Annotated in this window: 18 protein-coding genes and 1 pseudogene; 9 read left to right on the top strand and 10 right to left on the bottom strand. The window is 69.3% G+C overall.

Annotated elements, in window-relative coordinates:
* Window positions 1-6: 6 nt before the first annotated feature.
* Genes IEY89_RS30490 through IEY89_RS30480 form a run of 3 tightly spaced genes read right to left on the bottom strand, consistent with a single transcriptional unit; the run spans window position 7 to window position 3,181 of the window.
* Complete coding sequence (locus IEY89_RS30490; RefSeq protein WP_189150750.1) at window positions 7-951, bottom strand: carbohydrate ABC transporter permease; 945 nt, start codon at window positions 949-951, stop codon at window positions 7-9.
* Complete coding sequence (locus IEY89_RS30485) at window positions 948-1,859, bottom strand: carbohydrate ABC transporter permease (RefSeq protein ID WP_189150749.1); 912 nt, start codon at window positions 1,857-1,859, stop codon at window positions 948-950. Before IEY89_RS30485 ends, IEY89_RS30490 begins: the two co-directional genes overlap by 4 nt.
* Window positions 1,856-3,181 carry a sugar ABC transporter substrate-binding protein gene (locus IEY89_RS30480; RefSeq protein ID WP_189150748.1) on the bottom strand — a complete coding sequence of 442 codons (1,326 nt, stop codon included), beginning with the start codon at window positions 3,179-3,181 and terminating at the stop codon, window positions 1,856-1,858. Before IEY89_RS30480 ends, IEY89_RS30485 begins: the two co-directional genes overlap by 4 nt.
* A gap of 200 nt (window positions 3,182-3,381) precedes the next feature.
* Between IEY89_RS30480 and IEY89_RS30475 the strand changes: the two genes are divergently transcribed.
* The 3 genes from IEY89_RS30475 to IEY89_RS30465 all read left to right on the top strand — a co-directional run bounded on the left by IEY89_RS30475 (window position 3,382) and on the right by IEY89_RS30465 (window position 6,766).
* Window positions 3,382-4,350 carry a hypothetical protein gene (locus IEY89_RS30475; protein ID WP_189150747.1) on the top strand — a complete coding sequence of 323 codons (969 nt, stop codon included), beginning with the start codon at window positions 3,382-3,384 and terminating at the stop codon, window positions 4,348-4,350.
* 82 nt (window positions 4,351-4,432) lie between these two features.
* Entirely contained in the window at window positions 4,433-5,254 is an 822-nt protein-coding gene (locus tag IEY89_RS30470) for an SAM-dependent methyltransferase (RefSeq protein WP_189150746.1), read from the top strand.
* Between the two features lie 147 nt (window positions 5,255-5,401).
* The gene (locus IEY89_RS30465) at window positions 5,402-6,766 is read left to right on the top strand and encodes a S1 family peptidase (RefSeq protein WP_189150745.1); all 1,365 of its coding nucleotides are present in this window, start codon (window positions 5,402-5,404) and stop codon (window positions 6,764-6,766) included.
* Window positions 6,767-6,841: 75 nt separating this feature from the next.
* Here IEY89_RS30465 and IEY89_RS30460 read toward each other — a convergent pair whose 3' ends face one another.
* Both IEY89_RS30460 and IEY89_RS30455 read right to left on the bottom strand, forming a co-directional pair.
* Entirely contained in the window at window positions 6,842-7,027 is a 186-nt protein-coding gene (locus IEY89_RS30460; protein WP_189150744.1) for a hypothetical protein, read from the bottom strand.
* A gap of 109 nt (window positions 7,028-7,136) precedes the next feature.
* Complete coding sequence (locus IEY89_RS30455; protein WP_189150743.1) at window positions 7,137-8,297, bottom strand: ROK family transcriptional regulator; 1,161 nt, start codon at window positions 8,295-8,297, stop codon at window positions 7,137-7,139.
* A gap of 181 nt (window positions 8,298-8,478) precedes the next feature.
* Between IEY89_RS30455 and IEY89_RS30450 the strand changes: the two genes are divergently transcribed.
* The 4 genes from IEY89_RS30450 to IEY89_RS30435 are packed head-to-tail and all read left to right on the top strand — an operon-like array spanning window position 8,479 to window position 13,004.
* Window positions 8,479-9,381 (top strand): carbohydrate ABC transporter permease, encoded by a 903-nt coding sequence (locus IEY89_RS30450; RefSeq protein ID WP_189150742.1) that lies wholly within the window; start codon window positions 8,479-8,481, stop codon window positions 9,379-9,381.
* A 19-nt stretch (window positions 9,382-9,400) separates the two neighbouring features.
* A complete protein-coding gene (locus tag IEY89_RS30445; RefSeq protein ID WP_189150741.1) occupies window positions 9,401-10,342 on the top strand; it encodes a carbohydrate ABC transporter permease in 942 nt (313 codons plus the stop codon).
* A 47-nt stretch (window positions 10,343-10,389) separates the two neighbouring features.
* Entirely contained in the window at window positions 10,390-11,745 is a 1,356-nt protein-coding gene (locus IEY89_RS30440) for an ABC transporter substrate-binding protein (protein ID WP_189150740.1), read from the top strand.
* A 56-nt stretch (window positions 11,746-11,801) separates the two neighbouring features.
* Window positions 11,802-13,004: a Gfo/Idh/MocA family protein gene (locus IEY89_RS30435; RefSeq protein ID WP_189150739.1), complete on the top strand. Its 1,203-nt coding sequence runs from the start codon at window positions 11,802-11,804 to the stop codon at window positions 13,002-13,004.
* A gap of 35 nt (window positions 13,005-13,039) precedes the next feature.
* Here IEY89_RS30435 and IEY89_RS30430 read toward each other — a convergent pair whose 3' ends face one another.
* Both IEY89_RS30430 and IEY89_RS30425 read right to left on the bottom strand, forming a co-directional pair.
* Window positions 13,040-13,735: a L,D-transpeptidase gene (locus tag IEY89_RS30430; RefSeq protein ID WP_189150738.1), complete on the bottom strand. Its 696-nt coding sequence runs from the start codon at window positions 13,733-13,735 to the stop codon at window positions 13,040-13,042.
* A 208-nt stretch (window positions 13,736-13,943) separates the two neighbouring features.
* A pseudogene (locus IEY89_RS30425) lies at window positions 13,944-14,432 on the bottom strand (SDR family NAD(P)-dependent oxidoreductase); the annotation flags it as partial.
* Window positions 14,433-14,481: 49 nt separating this feature from the next.
* Here IEY89_RS30425 and IEY89_RS30420 point away from each other — a divergent pair.
* Complete coding sequence (locus IEY89_RS30420; protein ID WP_189150737.1) at window positions 14,482-15,042, top strand: hypothetical protein; 561 nt, start codon at window positions 14,482-14,484, stop codon at window positions 15,040-15,042.
* A gap of 32 nt (window positions 15,043-15,074) precedes the next feature.
* Here the strand turns inward: IEY89_RS30420 and IEY89_RS30415 are convergent, their stop codons facing one another.
* From IEY89_RS30415 to IEY89_RS30405, 3 genes are all read right to left on the bottom strand, one after another.
* Window positions 15,075-16,040, bottom strand: coding sequence for an SDR family oxidoreductase (locus tag IEY89_RS30415; RefSeq protein WP_189150736.1), 966 nt, complete (start codon window positions 16,038-16,040; stop codon window positions 15,075-15,077).
* Window positions 16,041-16,098: 58 nt separating this feature from the next.
* Complete coding sequence (locus IEY89_RS30410) at window positions 16,099-16,671, bottom strand: DUF6624 domain-containing protein (RefSeq protein ID WP_189150735.1); 573 nt, start codon at window positions 16,669-16,671, stop codon at window positions 16,099-16,101.
* A gap of 157 nt (window positions 16,672-16,828) precedes the next feature.
* Window positions 16,829-18,208 carry an NsdA family TPR-like regulatory protein gene (locus IEY89_RS30405; RefSeq protein ID WP_189150734.1) on the bottom strand — a complete coding sequence of 460 codons (1,380 nt, stop codon included), beginning with the start codon at window positions 18,206-18,208 and terminating at the stop codon, window positions 16,829-16,831.
* A gap of 255 nt (window positions 18,209-18,463) precedes the next feature.
* On the opposite strand from IEY89_RS30405, the gene IEY89_RS30400 reads away from it, so the two are divergent.
* A complete protein-coding gene (locus tag IEY89_RS30400; RefSeq protein ID WP_506004854.1) occupies window positions 18,464-19,330 on the top strand; it encodes a helix-turn-helix domain-containing protein in 867 nt (288 codons plus the stop codon).
* Window position 19,331 lies beyond the last annotated feature (1 nt).

Here is a 19,331-nt window from a genome sequence, read left to right as displayed (position 1 = left end):
TTGGTGTCAGCCCTTGGTGGCACCGGCGGCGATGCCGGTGACCAGCGAGCGCTGAAGGAGCAGATAGACGATCAGGCTGGGCAGCAGGGCGATGACAGCGCCCGCCAGTACCACCCCGGAGCCGACCTCGGGGTCGGTGCGCAGGACGGACAGGGCGACGGTCACCGTGTAGTCGGTGGGGTCCTTGGCGGCGATGAGCGGCAGCAGGTACTGGTCCCAGATCATGATGAAGCCGAGGACACCGGCCACTCCGAGCGCCGGCTTGCACAGTGGCAGCACGATCTGCCACAGCATGCGCAGTTCGCCGACGCCGTCGAGGCGGGCGGCCTCCTCGATCTCGTCGGGGATGTCCTTCATGAACTCGGTCAGCATCATCACCGAGAAGCCCCAGGCACCCAGCGGCAGGATGACGCCCCAGACGGTGCCCTTGAGGTCGAGGTGGACCACCGGGACGTCGCCGAGGACCAGCGACAGCGGGATCGCGATGACCTCCTCGGGAAGCATCATCGTCAGCATGAACAGGGTCAGGACGAAGGCCTGGCCGCGGAAGCGGTGCCGGGCCAGCGCGTACGCGGCGAGCGTGCAGACCACGAGCTGGAGCAGCAGTCCACCGCCCGCTATGACGAGCGAGTTGGAGAAGTAGTCCCAGATGCCGCGCTCGCCGGCCACCGAGAAGTTCAGCAGGGTGCTGTCGTGCGGCAGGAAGGAAAGGGAGGAGCCGCTCGCGTTCCTGGTGAAGGCGCCCGAGAGGATCGCGAGGAAGGGGGCGGCGAAGACGGCCAGGGCGATCGCGCAGAGCAGGAGTCGCAGGGCCCAGGCGGCGCCCGGCCTGTCGTTCCAGCCGAGGGCGGTGTCGAAGCGGGCCGGCGTGGTCCGCCGGGCCTTGCCGGACCGCCTCGTCGCCGGCTTCGGGGCCGTTGTCCGGACGGGGTCGATGGCGGGGGCGCTCATCGCACGTCTCCCCTCTTGCGGAAGTTGTTGACCGTGACGGTGAGCAGCAGCGTCACGCAGAGCAGCACGACGGAGGCCGCGGACGCGCCGCCGATGTCGTTGCGGGTGAACCCGAGGGTGTAGGCGCGGGTCATCCAGACCTCGGTGGACCCGGCCGGGCCGCCGCCGGTGAGGACGTAGACCTCGGTGAACACGCGCAGTCCGCGGATCGCGGCGAGAGTGAGGACGATGCTGAGGGCGGGACGGATCGCCGGCAGGGTGACGTACCGCAGCCGCTGCCGGAGGGAGACGCCGTCCATCGCGGCGGCCTCGTACAGCGAGCGGTCCACGCCCGCGAGGCCGGCCATGATGATGACCATGTTGTAGGGGGCCCAGATCCAGATGCCCATGGCCATCGTCGACCACAGCGCGAGGTCCGGGTTGTCGAGGAACTGGACGGGGCCGAGCCCGAAGAGGTTCAGGCCGCTGTTGATCAGGCCGTCGGAGGTCGGGTAGTACATCAGCCGCCACAGCTCGCCGACGACCGCGGTGGCGGTGACGGCGGGCAGGAAGACCGCGGTCCGCACGAACTTCAGCGATCGGGCCTGGCCCTCCAGGAGCAGGGCGAGGACGAAGCCGAGGAGGATCGCGCCGAGCGACTGGCCGATGCCGAGGACGAGGGTGTGTCCGATGGCCTCCTGGAATCGGTGGTCGGTCAGGACCCGGGTGTAGTTGTCGAGGCCGATCCACTGGTCGCCGAGGAAGGGCCGGACGTCGAAGAAGCTGAGCCAGACACCCTTGGCCATCGGCCAGAACTTGAAGACGAGGGCGAGCAGCAGGCCGGGGGCGAGGAACAGCCACGGCACCACGGACTTCTTGGTGAGGCGCCGGCCGCCGCGCGCCGCGGGGGTGGTCACGGTAGCGGTCATTTCAACAGGTCCTGGTCCTTGAGGTCGCCGGCGAGGGTCTCGTTGAGCTCCTTCAGCTGGGAACGGACGTCACCCTCGCAGTACGTGAAGATCGCGTTGAGGCTGTCGGCGGTGTCCTGCTTGATCGGGGCGAAGTCCGGCGCGTTCGGGAACTGCCGCGAGGCGTCCTCGTACGCCTTCTGCACCACGCTCCAGCGGGCGTCGTCGTGGACGGTGGCCGCGTCCAGCGTGGAGTTCACGGGGATGCGGACGACGGGCTGGTTCCCGCCGGTCATGGCGAGCTTCTGGCCCTCGGCAGAGACGAGGAACGCGGCGAGCGCCTGTTCCTGCTTCGCCTTCCCGGTCTTCGCGCCGAAGTAGATGTTCTCGCCCTCGGCCAGTGCGTCGCCGCCGGCCGGACCCGCGGGGGCCGGGACGACCTCGTACGCGTCCTTGCCGAGGGCTTGGTCGAAGGTGACGATGTTGTACGGGCCGGTCATGTACATCCCGGCGTTGCCGTCCTGGAAGTTGGTGGCGGTGGAGGTGACGGCGGTCAGGGCCCCGGGCTGCGTGACAGCGTTGTCACCGCAGAAGAGGTTGTCCTTCATCCAGGTCACGGTGTTCACCGCCGCGGGCGAGTCCATGTCCGGCTTGTAGGTGCCCTTGCCGTCCGGCTCCACGATGTTCGTGCCGCCCTGCCAGAGGAAGCCGGCGCCCCACCAGGCGACGTAACCGTTCTGGGCGCTGCCGGGCACGACCATGCCGTAGGTGTCGGCCTTGCCGTCACCGTCCGGGTCGCGGGTGGCGAAGGCCTTGGCGACACTCAGCATCTCCTGCCAGGTGGTGGGCGCCTGGAGGCCGAGCTTCCGCAGCCAGTCCTTGCGGATCATCAGGGTCATGGCCTGACGGGAGTAGGGGATGCCGTAGTGCTTGCCGTCGATGCCCACGGTCGACGACCACGACTTGGCGGCGATCTGGTCGTGGCCCTCGATCGCGTCGGGGTCGATGGCCTTCAGCAGTCCCTGGCTCTGGTAACTGCCCATCAGCGCCGTGTCGTTGATCATGACGTCCGGCAGGTCCTTGGTGGACGCACGGCTCTGCAGCTGTTGGTCGAAGTTGACGACCGGCTGGTAGTCGATCTTGATCCCGGTCTTCTTGGTGAAGGCGTCGAACACCCGCTCGTAGGTGGCGGCGGAGTCCGGGTTGCTCCGGGTCCACACCTCCAGCGTGTTCGGGTCGCCCCCGGCGCTGTCGGAACCGGCTCCGCAGGCGGCCGTTGCGCATGCGAGCCCCGTGACGACCAGCACGGCGGCCAGGCGGCGACTTCGTCGGCGATCGCCCATGGAAGTTCTCCGTTCATAACCGTGAACGTCTTTCACGAATCTAAATTGTCGCTGGAGGCTACGAACGGTTTCAGCTGCATGTCAAGACATGGTTCGGAGTTTTCACGGACGTCACACGACCCACGTCACCCCGATAACCGGATGACCTCGCGGACCCGGTGGGGGATGCTGGCCGAAGGCCACGGGACGAGGGGCGCCGTGTGAGCCGGCAGTACACGGAAGTCGAGATCGCCTGTGACGAGTCGGGGTCGGACGGCGAGAACCTCACCGGCGGGAACACCGACGTCTTCGCGCACGCCGGCGTGGATGTCCCCATGGAGTCGGCAACGGCGGCCGTCCAGGAGATCCGTGACCGGATCCGGTCCCCCGCCGAGGAGTACAAGGCGAACCATCTGCTGCGGGAGAAGCACCGGGCGGTCCTGGAGTGGCTGCTCGCCCCCTCGGGGCCGCTGCACGGGCACGCGCACGTCCATCTCACGGAGAAGACCTTCTTCATGGTGGAGCGGGTCCTCGACCTGCTCCTCGGCGACCCGGCAGGTGCCGTTCCCCTCTGCCGTGCGGGCGCCGACGCCTTCGGGGCCGAGCGGTGGAAGGAGTTCCTGGCGGCCACCAACGCCCTGCTCCGGGTACGCGGCGACACCGCCGGCGCTCCTGGGGCACCCGTCGACGCGTTCTTCCGCGCGGTGGACGCCCTGGCCCGGCAGGCACCGGAACTCCACGACCCCGCCGCGGCGGACGTACTGCAGCGGCTCGGCGGCGCCCGCTCCCGCGCCGCCGACCACCGGGCCCGGCTGCTCAGCACCCCCGCCCTGATCCCCGTACTGAATCCGCTGCTGCCCGCGATCGTGCGGACGGCCGCCTCCTGGCATGCGGACGGGCGGACCGTCGTGCTGGTGCACGACCGGCAGAACATGCTGACGGAGGAGCGCATCGAGTGGCTCAAGGGCACCACCCGGATCGCCGGGCTGCGCCTCGTCGTCGCACGGGACGACACCCGGGTGCAGCTGGCCGACTTCCTCGCCGGAATCGCCCGCAGCATCGCCTCCCACGAGCTGAACGGACGCGGGGACGCGACGCTCACGGCACTGCTGCGGCCGTACGTGAACACACGATCCGTATGGGGCGACGAGCGCAGCCGGGGACAGCTCTTCGAAGCCGTTCACAACTGATCCGTCAGGACCCTCGCCAACATCAACAACCTTGTCTAGATTGCCGGTTGACACTTTCTCGCAGTGCCTTGGAGCTGCCCCCGTGCCCGAGAACTCGCCGATCGCCTCGCTGCGTGCGCGGATCAACTCGCGCCAGCCGCACACCGCCCGGATCTGGAACTACTGGCTCGGCGGCCGGGACCACTACGAGGTCGACCGCGCGGCAGGTGACCGGATCCGCGAACTGCACCCGGGCATCGGCGAGTACGCCCGCGCGGACCGCCTCTTCCTGGGGCGGGCCGTGCGCCATCTGGTCACCGAGTGCGGCATCCGGCAGTTCGTCGACATCGGAACCGGACTGCCGACCGCCGACAACACGCACGAGGTGGCCCAGCGGATCGCCCCGGACACCCGGGTCGTGTACGTGGACAACGACCCGCTCGTCATGGTGCACGCGCGCGCCCTTCTCACCAGCACCCCCGAGGGACGTACCGACCATGTCGACGAGGACCTGCGCAACGTCGACGCGATCCTCGAACAGGCCGCGCGCACCCTGGACCTCACCCGGCCCGTCGCTCTGATGCTGCTCGGGGTGGTCATCTTCCTCGGCGACGGGGAGGACCCGCACGGTGTCGTACGGCGACTGATGGACGCCCTTCCCCCGGGCAGCCACCTCGCGCTCTCGCACACGATCACCGGCCCGGCGCTGGCCGAGGTGGACGCGGCGGTCCGGTACTGGAACGCGCACGGCACCCCTCGGCTGACCCAGCGCAGCCCCGAGGAGGTGGCGCGCTTCTTCGACGGTCTGGAACTCCTGGAGCCGGGGGTCGTGTCCTGTTCGCACTGGCGCCCGGAGGGATTCTGTCCCGGGGAGGACGATCCGGCGGAGGTCGCCATGTACTGCGGAGTGGCCCGCAAGGCCTGACCGATCCGCCCTCGGCCGACGGACCCGAACGGGATCTTGGAGTCGCTGAACAGGAACACCGCTCGCCACGTATGGAAGTGAGGGTCACTCAACGACCGGAGGGCCCCGCGGTGTCGACACCGCGCGTTCAGGGTTCGGGAGCCATTGATGAGGCACGCACGACGACGGATCGTCCGGCGAGCGACACGGCTGGCGGCCGTCGGCGGAGTCATCCTCGGCGGATTAATGGTCACCCAGGCTGTGGCGACCGAGCCCCCACAAGCCACTATGCCCTTCAGCTCCGCCCAGGCGGCCGGCACCACCGGCAGCGAACTCGTCACCGAACTCGGCACCGACCGGACGGCGGGCAGCTGGATCGCGTCCGACGGGAAGCCGGTCGTCGCGGTCACCGACGCCGAGGCGGCGGCTGCGGTCGAGAAGGCGGGCGCCCGCGCCAAGGTCGTGGACCACAGCATGAACGACCTCAAGTCGGCGACCCGGACGCTGCGTTCGGCGCCGCGCGTGGCGGGCACCGCCTGGGCGGTCGACTACACGAAGAACGAGGTGGTCGTCCAGGCCGACAGCACCGTGTCGGTCGCCGACTGGGCCAGACTGTCCGCGGTCGCCGAGGGCATCGGCGGCTCCGTACGCATGGAGCGGACCCAGGGCGCCTTCACCACCCGCATCAACGCGGCGCAGCCGATCCTGTCGACCGGCGGACGCTGCTCGGCGGGCTTCAACGTGACCAACGGGTCGGCCGACTTCATCCTCACGGCCGGTCACTGCGGGCCCAACGGTTCGGTCTGGTTCGCGGACACCGGGGGTGCGACGGAGATCGGCAAGACGATCAGCGGCAGCTTCCCGATCAACGACTACTCGCTGGTGCAGTACAACGGCGGTTCCGCCGGTGACGGCGCCGATGTCGTCGCCATCGGCGACGGCCGGGGTGTGCGCATCACGGGTGCGGCCGATCCGACCGTCGGCCAGAAGGTGTTCCGCAGCGGCAGCACCACCGGGCTGCGCGACGGCAAGGTGACCGGTCTCAACGCCACGGTCAACTACCCGGAGGGCACGGTGTCGGGCCTGATCGAGACCACCGTGTGCGCCGAATCGGGCGACAGCGGCGGCCCCTTGTTCTCCGAGGGCATCGCGCTCGGGATCACCTCGGGCGGCAACGGCGACTGCAGGAGCGGCGGTACGACGTTCTTCCAGCCGGTGACCAAGGCACTGTCCGCGCTCAACGTCCGGCTGATCGGCCAGGCGGGCCAGGCTGCCGCTCCGGCGCCGTCACCGGCGGCGTCGGCCACGCAGAGCGCCGTCGCTCCCGACGAGGCCGAGCCGGGCTCCGTGGCACCGGTGACAGGTGGCTCCGCCGGGCAGGCCCTGCTGGACAGGCTCGCGGACCCGAAGAACGTGGGCCCCGGGCTGCTCATCGTGGGCGGCAGTCTGATCGCCCTGGTCGCCACGCGGTGGTTCCGGGTGGAACAGGATCGAAGGGACTACCGACGGTCCTACTCGGCCACGTGGAGCTGAGAAACACAAGAGGCCGGGGCTGACGCGCTCTGTGCGCGGCCCCGGCCCTGCTGTTGGAATGTCTGACGAAAGTGGTTACGCCTCGTCCCCGGGGTGCGGGGAGACCGCTGCCCACTCGGCGACGAGCTGCTGATAGGTCAGCCGCTGCTCGCTGTTGAGAATCCCGCCCGACCGGAGCCACAGAGCCCGGATCTCTTCGTTGACGTCGGCTGCCGAGCGATCAGAGGCGGATTGAAGAGTGGTGGACATGCTGTGAAGCATATGCCGCTCCAAGTGAAGACCAAATAGATCAATACGGACCATTCCGGCATTGGTGACCGTGTTGCTGATCACGTCCACCGCCCGGCGTCCGCCACTCCACCGCCGGAATTCATCTGCCGGCCGCCCCCAGTACAAGCACCTGAAGGGCGAGTACGGCGGCCCCGCGCGCCCAGTCGTGGAAGTCGGAGACCTTGGTCTCCAGGTCGACCGGGTCCGCGAGCGGATGCCGGTTGGCGAGGATGCTCTCCTCGACCGCGGCGCCCGCCACCTCGACGAGCCCGACGCCCTCCCCGGCGAGAAGAATCTTCTCGGGCATCGCGAAGTTGGCGATCTGGGCGACCAGCGTGCCCAGCGCTCGGGCCGCCTCGTCGACGACGCGGGAGGCCATGGGGTCACCGGCGGCGGCACTGGCGAGGATCTCGTCGTACGTCAGGTCATGGCCGGTGGCGGCGCGGATCTGGTAACGGATGCTGGGGATGGTGAGCAGGGAGATGGCACTGCCGCGCTCCCCGTCGGGGGTGAGCGGACCGTTCGGGTTGACGATCCAGCGGCGCCCGATGCCGAGGCCGTCCTCTGCGGACCGCACCCGCCGGCCACCGCTGACCAGGCCGTAGCCGAGGCCCGCTCCTATGGTGAGGACCGCGAAGCGGTCGAGGCCGCGGCCCGCGCCGAACCAGCTCTCCGCCTCGACGAGGGCGGTGACGTCGTTCTCGACGACCACCCGCAGCCCCGTGCGCTCCTCGACGAGTTCCGCGAGCGGAACGTCGTACCAGTCGAGGAAGACGGAGTCGGCGACCACGGAGCGCTTCTCGACGCGTCCGCCGACCCCGATCCCGATGCCGGACACGGCGGGATGGGCGGCGGTCAGTTCGGCGGTCATCCCGCCGACCAGGTCGGCGACGTGGGCCGGGTCACGGCCGGTGAGGGGCCGGTCGAGGCGGGCGACGACCACACCGCGCAGCGTGGTGACGACGCTGTAGACCATGTCCTCGGTGATCTTGAAGCCGAGGAAGGCCCTGGACTCGGAGACGACGTCGAGCGGCTGTGAGGGGCGCCCCTGGCGCACCTCGGCCGGGGATCCGGCGTCGGGGACCTCGACGAGCAGTCCCGATTCGAGCAGGGGCTTGGTCAGCCGGGTGAGGCTGCCGGCGGAGAGGTCGAGCCGCCGGGCGAGTTCCGCCCGGGACAGGGGGCCGTTGACGAGCACCTCGATCGCCACCGAGCGCTCGCCGGGACTCAGCGGCGGCCAGCCGTCGGTCACTGCGGTCATGACGTCGAACCCTCACCTTTTCTTTCGACATGGAAGTAACGCGGACTAGCGATGTCACCCTACGGCCGTTTTCCCCATCCGGAAAAGATGTCTGCCCGCATCTTGACGGATGGATTATTCCACCTCGAAAGTAAGTGCCACTGAGGACGAGCCGCCGACGAGCAGACGAGGGAGTCTCTCCATGACCGTCGCCTCCACCAGCCCTCCCCTGCGTCGACCACGCGGTGACGGTGCGCTCGCGGCGCTCTTCGTCGCCCCGGCGATGCTGGGCTTCCTGGTGTTCCTGCTCTGGCCGACGCTGCGGGGCGTCTATCTGAGCTTCACCCGCTTCAACCTGCTGACCCCGGCCGAGTGGGTAGGGCTCGACAACTACGTCCGCATGGTCAACGACCCCATCTTCTGGGACTCGTTGACGGTCACCGTCGAGTACGTCGCCATCAACATCGGTGTGCAGACGGTGTCGGCGCTCGCCATCGCCGTACTCCTCCAGCGGCTGACCCAGTCTGCGGTGCTGCGCGGGATCGTGCTCACCCCGTATCTGATGTCGAACGTCGTCGCGGGCATCGTCTGGCTCTGGATCCTCGACACCCAGCTCGGCATCGGCAACGAGATCGTCGCGGGCCTCGGCTTCGACCGGATCCCGTTCCTCGCGGACGAGACCTGGGCGATCCCGACCATCGCGGTCATCAACGTCTGGCGACACGTCGGCTACACCGCACTGCTGATCTTCGCGGGTCTGCAGGCCATCCCGAACGACATGTACGAGGCGGCCAAGGTGGACGGGGCGAGCGAGTGGCGGATGTTCCGGCGCATCACGATGCCGTTGCTGCGGCCGGTCCTCGCGGTGGTCCTGATCATGACGGTGATCGGCTCGTTCCAGGTGTTCGACACGGTCGCGGTGACGACGGCGGGCGGTCCGGCGAACGCCACCAACGTGCTGCAGTTCTACATCTACGGCTCCGCCTTCGGCCGCTTCCAGTTCGGCTACGCCTCCGCGATGTCCGTGGCCCTCCTCATCGTGCTGAGCGCGATCACCTTCCTCCAGTACCGGCTCACCCGGGCCGGCCACACCGACCTCGGCTGACCGGCAGAAGGAGCACGTCATGGCAACCCTGACGACACCGGTACCGACCCCGACACCCACCAAGGCGGCCGTACGCCCGCTGCGGCGCACACCCTCCCCCGGGCGGATCGCCGCCTGGGCGGTGATGGCCGCGATCGTGCTGGTCACCCTGCTGCCGTTCTACTGGATCCTGCGCACCGCGCTGTCCACCAACGCGGGCCTCGCCGCCGACCCGACGAACCCCCTGCCGGTGCATCCGACGACCGGGGGTTTCGAGCGGGCGCTGGGTCTGCAGTCCACCGAGGAGGCGATAGCGCAGGGCGGAGCGGGCGGCGGCCTGGACTTCTGGCGCTACCTCCTCAACTCGGTCGTCGTGTCGACCCTGATCACCGGCTGCCAGATCTTCTTCTCGGCGATGGCCGCGTACGCCTTCGCCCGGCTGCGCTGGCGCGGCCGGGACACGGTGTTCGGGCTGTTCCTGGCGGGTCTGATGGTCCCGGCGATCTTCACCTTGCTGCCGAACTTCGTCCTGATCAAGCAACTCGGTCTGGTGGACAACCTGTTGGGGATCGCGCTGCCGACGATGTTCATGACTCCCTTCGCCGTCTTCTTCCTGCGCCAGTTCTTCATGAACATCCCGCGCGAGGTCGAGGAGGCCGCGCTGCTCGACGGCGCCGGCAAGGTCCGCGTGTTCTTCCGGGTGCTGCTGCCGATGGCGTCCACGCCGGTGCTCACGCTCGCGATCCTGACGTACATCACCGCCTGGAACGACTACTTCTGGCCGCTGATGGTGTCGTACAGCGACAGTTCGCGTGTTCTCACGGTGGCGCTGGCGATCTTCCGGGCGCAGACCCCGCAGACGGGCGTCGACTGGTCGGGGCTGATGGCGGCGACGCTGATCGCGGCGCTGCCGATGCTCGTGCTGTTCGGGTGCTTCGCGCGCCGCATCGTGAGCTCCGTCGGCTTCACGGGCATCAAGTGACCGCGTCGACCGATCCACTGACCCACGGACCAACTGCGAGGACGGACATGCGAATTCGTACGGTCGTGGCACTGACCGGGGCCCTGGCGCTGTCCCTCGTGACCGGTTGCGCGCAGGGCGGAGCGGCCGGTTCGTCGTCGGACACGGTGACGTACTGGCTGTGGGACGCCAACCAGCAACCCGCCTACGAGGCCTGCGCGGAGGACTTCGAGCGGGAGAACCCCGGCCTGACGGTGGAGATCACCCAGTTGGGCTGGGACGACTACTGGACCAAGCTCACCGCGAGCTTCATCGCGGGGACGCAGCCGGACGTCTTCACCGACCACATCCAGAAGTTCGGCCAGTTCGCCGACCTGAAGGTCCTCGAACCGCTCGACGACCTCGGTATCGACGACGCCGCCTACCAACCCGGCCTCGCCGCCAACTGGATGGGTCAGGACGGCCACCGCTACGGCGCTCCGAAGGACTGGGACACCGTCGCCCTCTTCTACAACCGGAAACTGACGAAGGCCGCCGGTCTCACGGCCGCGCAGCTGAACGACCTCTCCTGGAACCCCGAGGACGGCGGCACCTTCGAGAAGGCGATCGCGCATCTCACCGTCGACAGGAACGGGAAGCGCGGCGACGAGGCCGGCTTCGACAGGAACAACGTCAAGGTGTACGGCCTGGCCACCAACGGGGGCGGCGACGGCGACGGCCAGACCCAGTGGAGCACCTTCGCCGCGTCGGCGGGCTGGACCTACACGAACGAGAAGCGCTGGGGCACCGAGTACCAGTACGACAGCAGCACCTTCCAGTCGGTGATCAAGTGGTACTTCGGTCTGGCGGAGAAGGGCTACATGGTCCCCTTCACGGACTACAACTCCCAGTCCAACCAGGCCAACACCCAGGTCTCTTCGGGGAGGGCGGCAGCCGCGTTCGACGGCGCCTGGATGATCTCGTCCTACGCCGGCTTCAAGAACCTGGACATCGCCACCGCCGTCACTCCGGCCGGCCCGACGGGCAGGCGCGCGACGATGATGAACGGCCTCGCCGACTCCATCACCAAGGACGCCCACAACATGCCGGGCGCCAAGAAGTGGGTCACGTACCTGGCATCCGCCAAGTGCCAGCAGAAGGTGGGGAGTTACGGCATCGTCTTCCCGGCCACGCCCGACGGGACGAAGGCAGCGGTGGCCGCGTACGAGAAGAAGGGCATCGACGTCTCGGCGTTCACCCGGCCGGTCGCCGACGAGAAGGCGGGCGGCAAGGAGTTCGCCACCTTCTCCTACCCGATCACCAACTACGCGGCGGACGTGTACGCGTTGATGCATCCGGCCATGCAGGACATCTTCGGCAACGGCAGGTCCGTGACCAGCCTCGACCGGACCAACAGCCAGATCAACCTGATCCTCGACCAGTGACGACACCCAGGTCACCGGTCGAACACCGAAGAACACCAAAGAAGGGCACGCACTCCATGACGTTCTCCCTCGGCATCGTGGGCGCCGGGCAGTTCTCCGGCCAGTTCGCCAAGCTGTTCCTCGCCCATCCGGGCGTGGGCGAGGTGTACGTGACCGACCTCCTGCCGGAGCGCGCGGAGCAACTGGCTGCGGCTGAAGGCCTGTCGGGCACGTTCCCCTCGTACGAGGCGATGCTGGAATCGCCTGCGGTCGACGCGGTGGCGATCTTCACCCAGCGCTGGACGCACGGCCCGCTGGTCCTCCAGGGCCTCGGCGCCGGCAAGCACGTGTACTCGGCGGTGCCGATGGCGGTCACCGCGGCGGAGATCGGCGCGATCATCGACGCCGTGCGGGCCACCGGGCTCACCTACATGATGGGTGAAACGAGTCAGTACAACCCGGCGACCGTCCACGCCCGCAACCAGATCGCCGAGGGCGCCTTCGGCAGGCTCTTCTACGCAGAGGGCGACTACGTCCACGACATGGACCTCGGGTTCTACGAGGCCTACCGGTACAGCGGCGGCGAGAACTGGAAGGCGACCGCCAGCTATCCCCCGCTCCTGTACCCGACGCACTCGGTGGGCGGGGTGCTCGGTGCCTGGCAGACGCACGCGGTGAGCGTGTCGGCGATCGGGGTGCGCGACGAGCGCGGTGACGGTGTGTTCGACAAGGAGGTCAGCCAGTTCGGCAACGACTACTCCAACGCGAGCGCGCTGTTCGAGGTCGCGGGCGGCGGTTCGTTCCGTACGAACGAGTTCCGCCGGGTCGGCTACCCCTCGCAGATCCGGGAGTCGCGGTTCCGGTTCTTCGGTACGGACGCGAGCATGGAGCAGCTCGCCACGGTCGCCCTCTGGCAGGACAAGAAGGGGGTCACGGACATCAGTGAGCTGCTGGAACCCAAGCCCACCATGGCTGCTGACGATCCGTCACTCCAGCACATCGCTCCGGACCTGCGGGCCGCGTTCACCTCCGGCTCGGCTCCGGTGCACGACCGCTCGCGGCTTCCGAGGGAGTTCGACGAACTGCACAACGGCCACGAGGGCAGCCACCACTTCCTGGTGGACGACTTCGTGACCGCGGTGAACACCCGCACCCTGCCGTCGGTGAACGCCTGGGTGGCCGCCCGCTACACCCTGCCGGGCATCGTGGCGCACGACTCGGCGCGGCAGGGCGGGACAAGGCTGCCGATCCCGGACTTCGGGGACGCACCCGAGGCGTAGGACCGGAGGCAGGGGGCGAGAGACGGCCGGGTGCCTCAGGTGCCCGGCTTGCGGCCGTACACGAAAACGTCGTCGCCCTTCTTCAGCAGCGACCAGTACTTCTTGGCGGTCGCCTTCGTCATGTTGACGCAGCCGTGCGAGCCCGGCGGGTTCCACATGCTGAGGCCGACCGAGTGGAAGGCCTGGCCGCCGTCGAAGAACTGGCTGTAGGGCATGGGGACGTCGTAGATGGACGAGACGTGGTCGATGTTCCGCCAGTAGATCTTCTTCAGGCCGGTGCGGGTCTCGTAGCCGTTGCGGCCGGTGCGGACCGGCACCGGGCCGTAGACGAGACGGCTGCCGTCCTGGATCCAGCTCAGCTGGAGCGTGAGGTTGACGCAGGCTATACGGCCCTTGTTGGTGGGGCACTTTCCTTCCTTGTTGGGCTTGTTGCCGACGGCCTTCTGCTTCTGCATCAGGTCCATCACGCCCCAGGTGACGGAACCCGCGTAGCCCGCGCTGGGGGTGATGCCGTGCTTCTTCTGGAAGCCCTGGATGGCCTTGCAGTCACCGACGGACTGCACGCCGTCGACGGGCCGCCCGAGGAACTTCTCCACCTTCTTCTGGTACGGCCCGGTCTGCGTCGTGCAGCTCGCGGCCTGCGCCGGGGCAGTGCCGAGCACGAGCGTGAGCGGCGCCACGAGCCCCGTGATCCCGAGCGCGACGGCCCCTCGTCTGCGTACGTCCCCCATGTCGGTGCCTCTCTCCTACGTGCTGCGTGCGGGTTGTCATGAACGTTCTCTGCTTGGTAGACCGGCGTTCCGGGTGATCGGTTGTAGGACCGCCCGGGCCGGGACAAAACGGTGACATTCCTGTGGCTGTCCTACGTCGTCACCGCCCCCGTCTCCTGCCCGTTCTCCGGCCCGGTCACCCGGCGGAATCCGGTGTTGGCCGCCGTGAGGCCGCCGCGATGTCCTCCGGCTCGCCGACCCGCCCCAGGGAATACGGCTCGCGCATCGCCTCCAGTTCGGCGGAGGGAGGTCAGGCCCGCCTTCGCCGCACTGTAGGCGTGGTTGCCGAAGGACTGGACGCCGTTCACCGAACCGATGCCCACGATGGCACCCCGGCCGGAGGCCACCAGAGCGGGGCGTCCGGCCTCCAGCCGTAGGCGTTGTCGGCCAGGACGCCGAGCGAGCCGAAGGAGGCGACGGTGTGACCGACGGCGGCCTCCACCGAGGCCCGGTCCGCCACGTCGCATCCGAACGCCTCGTCCGCCAGGCCCAGTTCGCGCAGCGCCGTCGCCGCGCGCTCGGCCGCGTCGGAGTCGACGTCGGTCACCAGCACCCGCGCATCCTCCTCGGCCCGCCGCCGGACGGTGGCGGCACCGATGCCCCGGGCCGCGCCCGTGTCGAGAGCCCCGTACCCGTCGAAGCGTCCAGTCGGTGTCATGGTCCGACCGTACTGTCCCGGCGATCAACTGGGCGGATAACGTGCGTACATGTCCGCGTTCATTCAGCAACTCCCCGCTCTCGTAGGGGTCGTCATCGGCGCCCTCGGCTCCTACTGGGCCGTCGCACGAGGGGAGCGCGTCCGCTTCCGGCGCGAACGGGAGGCGCGGTGGGAGGAGCGGCGGCTGTCGGTGTACACGGACTACGCGCGAGCGCTCAAGAAGTCGGTCACTCTCACGTACCGGGTCGCGGCGAGCCTCGGCAACGACCCGCATCCTCATCCGCTGACGCCGGAGGAGGCGGCACCGCTCATCGCCGAGGCCACCGTCGCCCGGGACCCGTACGGGGAGACCCTGCTTCTGCTGGGCGACCCCGAGGTGGTGACGAAGGCCCGGGAGTGGGTCGCCACACTGCTGGAGATGGAGGCGTTCCTCCGCGAGCGGACCGAGAATCCGCGGGCCTGGCAGGCGCTGCTGGAACGTCAGCGGTCCGGACGCGAGGGCTACTACGCGGCCGTGCGCAAGGATCTGGCCCTGCCACCAGGCCACTCCGCCCGCTGGCCGGTCCTGCCGGTACCCGGGAGCACCGGCGAACCCGGCAACCGCGTCTGACGCGGACGCCCGTACCCCTGAATCCCAGATCTCTAGCGGTAACCGTCCGCGTCCGCCGGCTTCCCCGCGTCCTGGACCTCGACCAGGTAACGCCAGGCGTCCGGGCGGCTGCCGTCGAGGTCGGTGAAGCCGTAGACCTGGGCGAGTCCGCCGCTGGAGAGGGACTCGCCGTTCCAGCGGGCCACGTCGGGGTCGGCCGCCAGGGCAGCCACCGCGCGACCCACGAAACGCGGGGTCTCCGAGATGGCGAAGTGCGGGACGCGTTCCAGGGCGTCCCGCCAGTTCTCCTCCTGGACGCCGTAGTGTTCGAGCATCATCTCGGAGCGCAGCCAGCCGGGGGTGAGCGCCACGGCGGTGGCGCCGCGCGGGCCGAGTTCGTGGCCGAGGGCGAAGCCCATGCGCAGGACGGACGACTTGGCGAGGTCGTAGAAGAAGGAGACCCGGTAGTTCGCGCGGTTGTAGTCGGCGGTGCCGTCGGTCATCTCCACGACCAGACCACCGGGGTTGCGCAGCAGCAGGGGCAGGGCGTGGTGGCTGGTGATCGCGTGTGTTTCGACCGCCAGTCGCAGCAGCCGCAGGCCGTTGTCGAGGTCGTGCTCCCACACAGGGCTCTCCCACGCGAAGAGGTTCTCACCGCCCCAGATGTCGTTGACCAGGACGTCGAGCCGGCCCTGCTCCTCGGCGACACGATCCACCAGCGCCCGGACCTGCGCCGGGTCGAGATGGTCGGTGGGTACGGCGATGCCATGGCCGCCCGCCTCGGTGACCAGGTCGGCGGTGTCCTCGATGGTCTCCGGCCGGTCGTACTCGGAGCGCCGCTGCCGGGTGCTGCGGCCGGTCACGTAAACGGTGGCCCCGGCGGCCCCGAGTTCCACGGCGATTCCGCGCCCGGCCCCGCGGGTCGCCCCGGCGACCAGGGCGACCCTGCCCGCCAGTGGCCCGCCCGGAGCCTCTTTCCGCTGCTGCCCGTCCAGGGGGCTGTCCGTCGTCCTCGGCATGTCCGTGTCTCCTCCGTGCGTGAGTGCGATCCCGGCCGAACCGGCTCGGGAACCGGTGTCACGCCCAGGGTGTCGCTGATACCGGACATCCCCTGTCGGGAATTCCGCTCACGACATGCCGCAAGGCGGGCAGATGTTCCGCCAGTGGGGCCAGGCCCACATCCTGACGGCGTTCCTCGACCGTCTCGGGGTGGCGGATCGGGTACGGGCAGAGGGTGTCGGCGTTGATACGGGTGCCGTAGAACTGTGGCTGCCCCAGCTCGACCGCGCAGTGGTCTGCGATGTAGGCGTGGTGCACGGCCGGGCAGCCGCCGTCCGCCACGGCTTCCGCGATCAGATCGCGGCAGGTGAGCTGGAAGCCGAGGTCGGCGGTGTGCAGCAGGATCATCAGGGCCGCCGTCGAGGCGGGCTCCCCGACCTGACCGGCCTCCGGCCAGCCGCGCCGGGTCACGACCGATCTCAACGCGTCGGCGTTGGCGCCGCGGCACCGGGTGACGTAATGCCGGTTGAGCGCCGTGGGCGCTTCGCGGGCCAGCCGGGTCAGCCGCTGGTCCTCCTCGGCCCGGCGCACCAGTTCGGCGGCCAGGCCTGCCTGTTGCGGCTCGGTGGCCGAGCCTCGTCCGGTCTGCATGGGCGGTGCACTCCTCATACCGTTTTCCTGCCCCCCGATGACCTTCCCGCCCTCTCTCCGGTGACCAGCGAGAACTTCGAGGGTTCTCCTTTCCGTTGCGCCGGTGAGGGAGTGCGGGGGTTGTCCGGTTGCATCTGCGTAGTGGTACCTGCGCCGGCTACGCCACCGCTCCCAGCACCGGTCGTGATCTGCGTTCGAACTCCTGCGCCATCGGCTCGTCGCGGTGCGGGGCGAGCCGTCCGCGGAAGTCCCGCAGTGCCTGGATCGAGCGTTCGCTGTGGACGGCGCTCAGCGCGTCGAACGCCCGCGTCGCCGTTCCGAGCGCCTCGCCGAGGCGGTGCTGCCGCGGAAGGGCCGTCGCCTGCACGGAACGGCTGATGGCCTGGCGCCGACGGCGGTCGGCGCGGGCGCGTACGGACTGCGTCACGGTCTCCTCCGCCTGTGCCGCCCAGCCGAGGTCCCGGAAACACACCGCGGATCCCGCTTCCAGGCAGTGGTGGTCCAGGAAGCGCACCCGGGGAGACTCCTGGGCGCTGCCCCGGCTCGCGGCAGGCTGCCGTTCGACCGCGAGCAGGGCATCGGAGGTCTCCCGCGTGCGGCCCAGTGCCGCGTGTCCCCGGGCAGCCACGGCGTACCGGCGCATCAGGCCGGGCGGGGTGCCCGAACCCCTTGCCGTGGCAAGGCCCGCCCGGGCCGGACAGCCACCCTCGTCGGGACGCCCGAGGCTGGTCGCCAGAGGGGACAGGTCGGCCAGGATCTGCCCGCCGAGCACCCGGTCGCGCCCCTGGGCACCCAGTCGCGGCCCCTGGGTCCTGCTGCGCCGCGCCGGCCCGTACTCCCCCGCGTCGTACGAACCGCAGCCCGCCATCGCCGCGAGGCGGGCCGCGGCGGCGAACAGCTCGCGCGGCCGGACAGGGGCGACGCCGCGTCGCTGGCGCATGGGGATGATCTCGGTGGACAGGTGGTGCACGACGCTGGTGCGAACCCCGCCGCCCCCGTAATGGTTGTTTGTCTCGTCGAACATGCCGATCATCGTGTGGACCTGCTCCACGGAACCTGCGCAGCCGGGAGGCGGGACGGCGACCGGAACAGCACGGATGCCACCCGCACCATCGGAACCACCGGCCCCTTCGGTGCCGTCCCTCTCCAGCAGCCAGAGCGACCACTCGTGCTGAGGGCTCGTCAGGACCCCCGCGACATCCTCGCCGTACAGAAGTGCCCTGCCCACGGCAGGGCGTTGCCGGTCTGGTACGAAGCCGAGGTCCGCCGGGGTCAGCGGACGGGCCGGGCGCTCGCAGCGCACGGGGGCGATCAACTCGGGGGTGCCGCCCCGGGGCTGCCGGCCCTGGAGCCACCGGGTCACCGACGCCTTGTCGTGGGTGGTGTCCGCGTCCTGGCGGCGGCCCAGTTCGTTGACGCGGTGCGCGAGTGACGCGTACGAGCAGCCGACGTCCCCGAGTGCGCTCGACAGCGCCTTGTCGGCTCCGCCCGCGCCCCTGCCGGGGCTTCTCGGTTGTCCGTTCGTCACGGCGGCCATCCAGGTCTCGCATCACGTCGGCGTGGATCTTCGTGTTCGTCACGATCTGCCGGGATGTCAACCTCCCGGCAGGCGGACGGGCTTCGGTGACACCACCGCACGATGTGCGGCAGGTCACTCGGTCACTATGGTGACCGACGGACACAGCTCGCAACCTTCGTTCTGATAATTTCAGAATGAAGCGCAAAGGCCTGTCGGTGTGAACCGAAGACGTGGCACACTGCCCGCTGTGACGGCGGTCCCCGGAGGTCCCACGTGAGCGACAACCGCTCAGGCGGAAGTGCCCCCACCGTTCTTCGGATGGTCCTCGGAAAGCGCCTGAGGCATCTGCGGGAGCGGGCAGGGGTGTCGTTCGAGGACGCCGCACGGGCGATCGAGGTCACGCCGTTGACGGTCCGCCGGATGGAGAAGGCCGAGGTCGGCCTCCGCATCCCCTACGTGAAGGAGTTGCTGCGCACCTACGGGGTCCTGGCGAAGGAGATCGAGGACTTCCTCCACCTCGCCAGAGAGGCCAACCAGCCGGGCTGGTGGTACACGTACCGCGATGTGCTGCCGGAGTGGTTCAGCGCCTACGTGAGCCTGGAGAGCGAGGCCAGCGTCATCCGGCTCTACGAACCCCACTACGTCCCCGGCCTGTTGCAGACCGAGGACTACGCCGCCGCGCTGCTGCGCATCGGCTTCCCCAACGCGAGTCCCGAGGACATCCGGCGCCGGGTCGCCCTGCGGCTCAAGCGTCAGGACCTGCTCGACAAGCCCGAGGCGCCCGCCGTCTGGGCCGTACTGGACGAGACCGTGCTGCGCAGGCCCGTGGGCGGGGCCGAAGTGATGCGGGCTCAGATCGACCGCCTCAGTGAGGTGTTGGAGTACCCGAAGGTCCGGCTCCAGATCATGCGCTTCGCCGCGGGTCCGCATCCGGGAGCCTTCGGTCCCTTCCACTACTTCCGATTCGGCTTCTCCGAACTGCCCGACGTCGTCTACACGGAGAGCCTCGCCGGCGCGCAGTACTTCGACCTGCCCGCCGACGTCGTGACGTACCTGGAGGTACTGGACCGGATGTCCGTACAGGCGGAGCCGGTCGCTCGGACCAGGGAGATCCTGGCAGCACTGCGTAAGGAGTTGTGAA

This window comes from Streptomyces lacrimifluminis (assembly GCF_014646095.1).
GTDB lineage: Bacteria > Actinomycetota > Actinomycetes > Streptomycetales > Streptomycetaceae > Streptomyces > Streptomyces lacrimifluminis.
The sequence above is the reverse complement of the archived record's forward strand: the minus strand, read 5'-3'. Positions and strand labels throughout refer to the sequence as shown.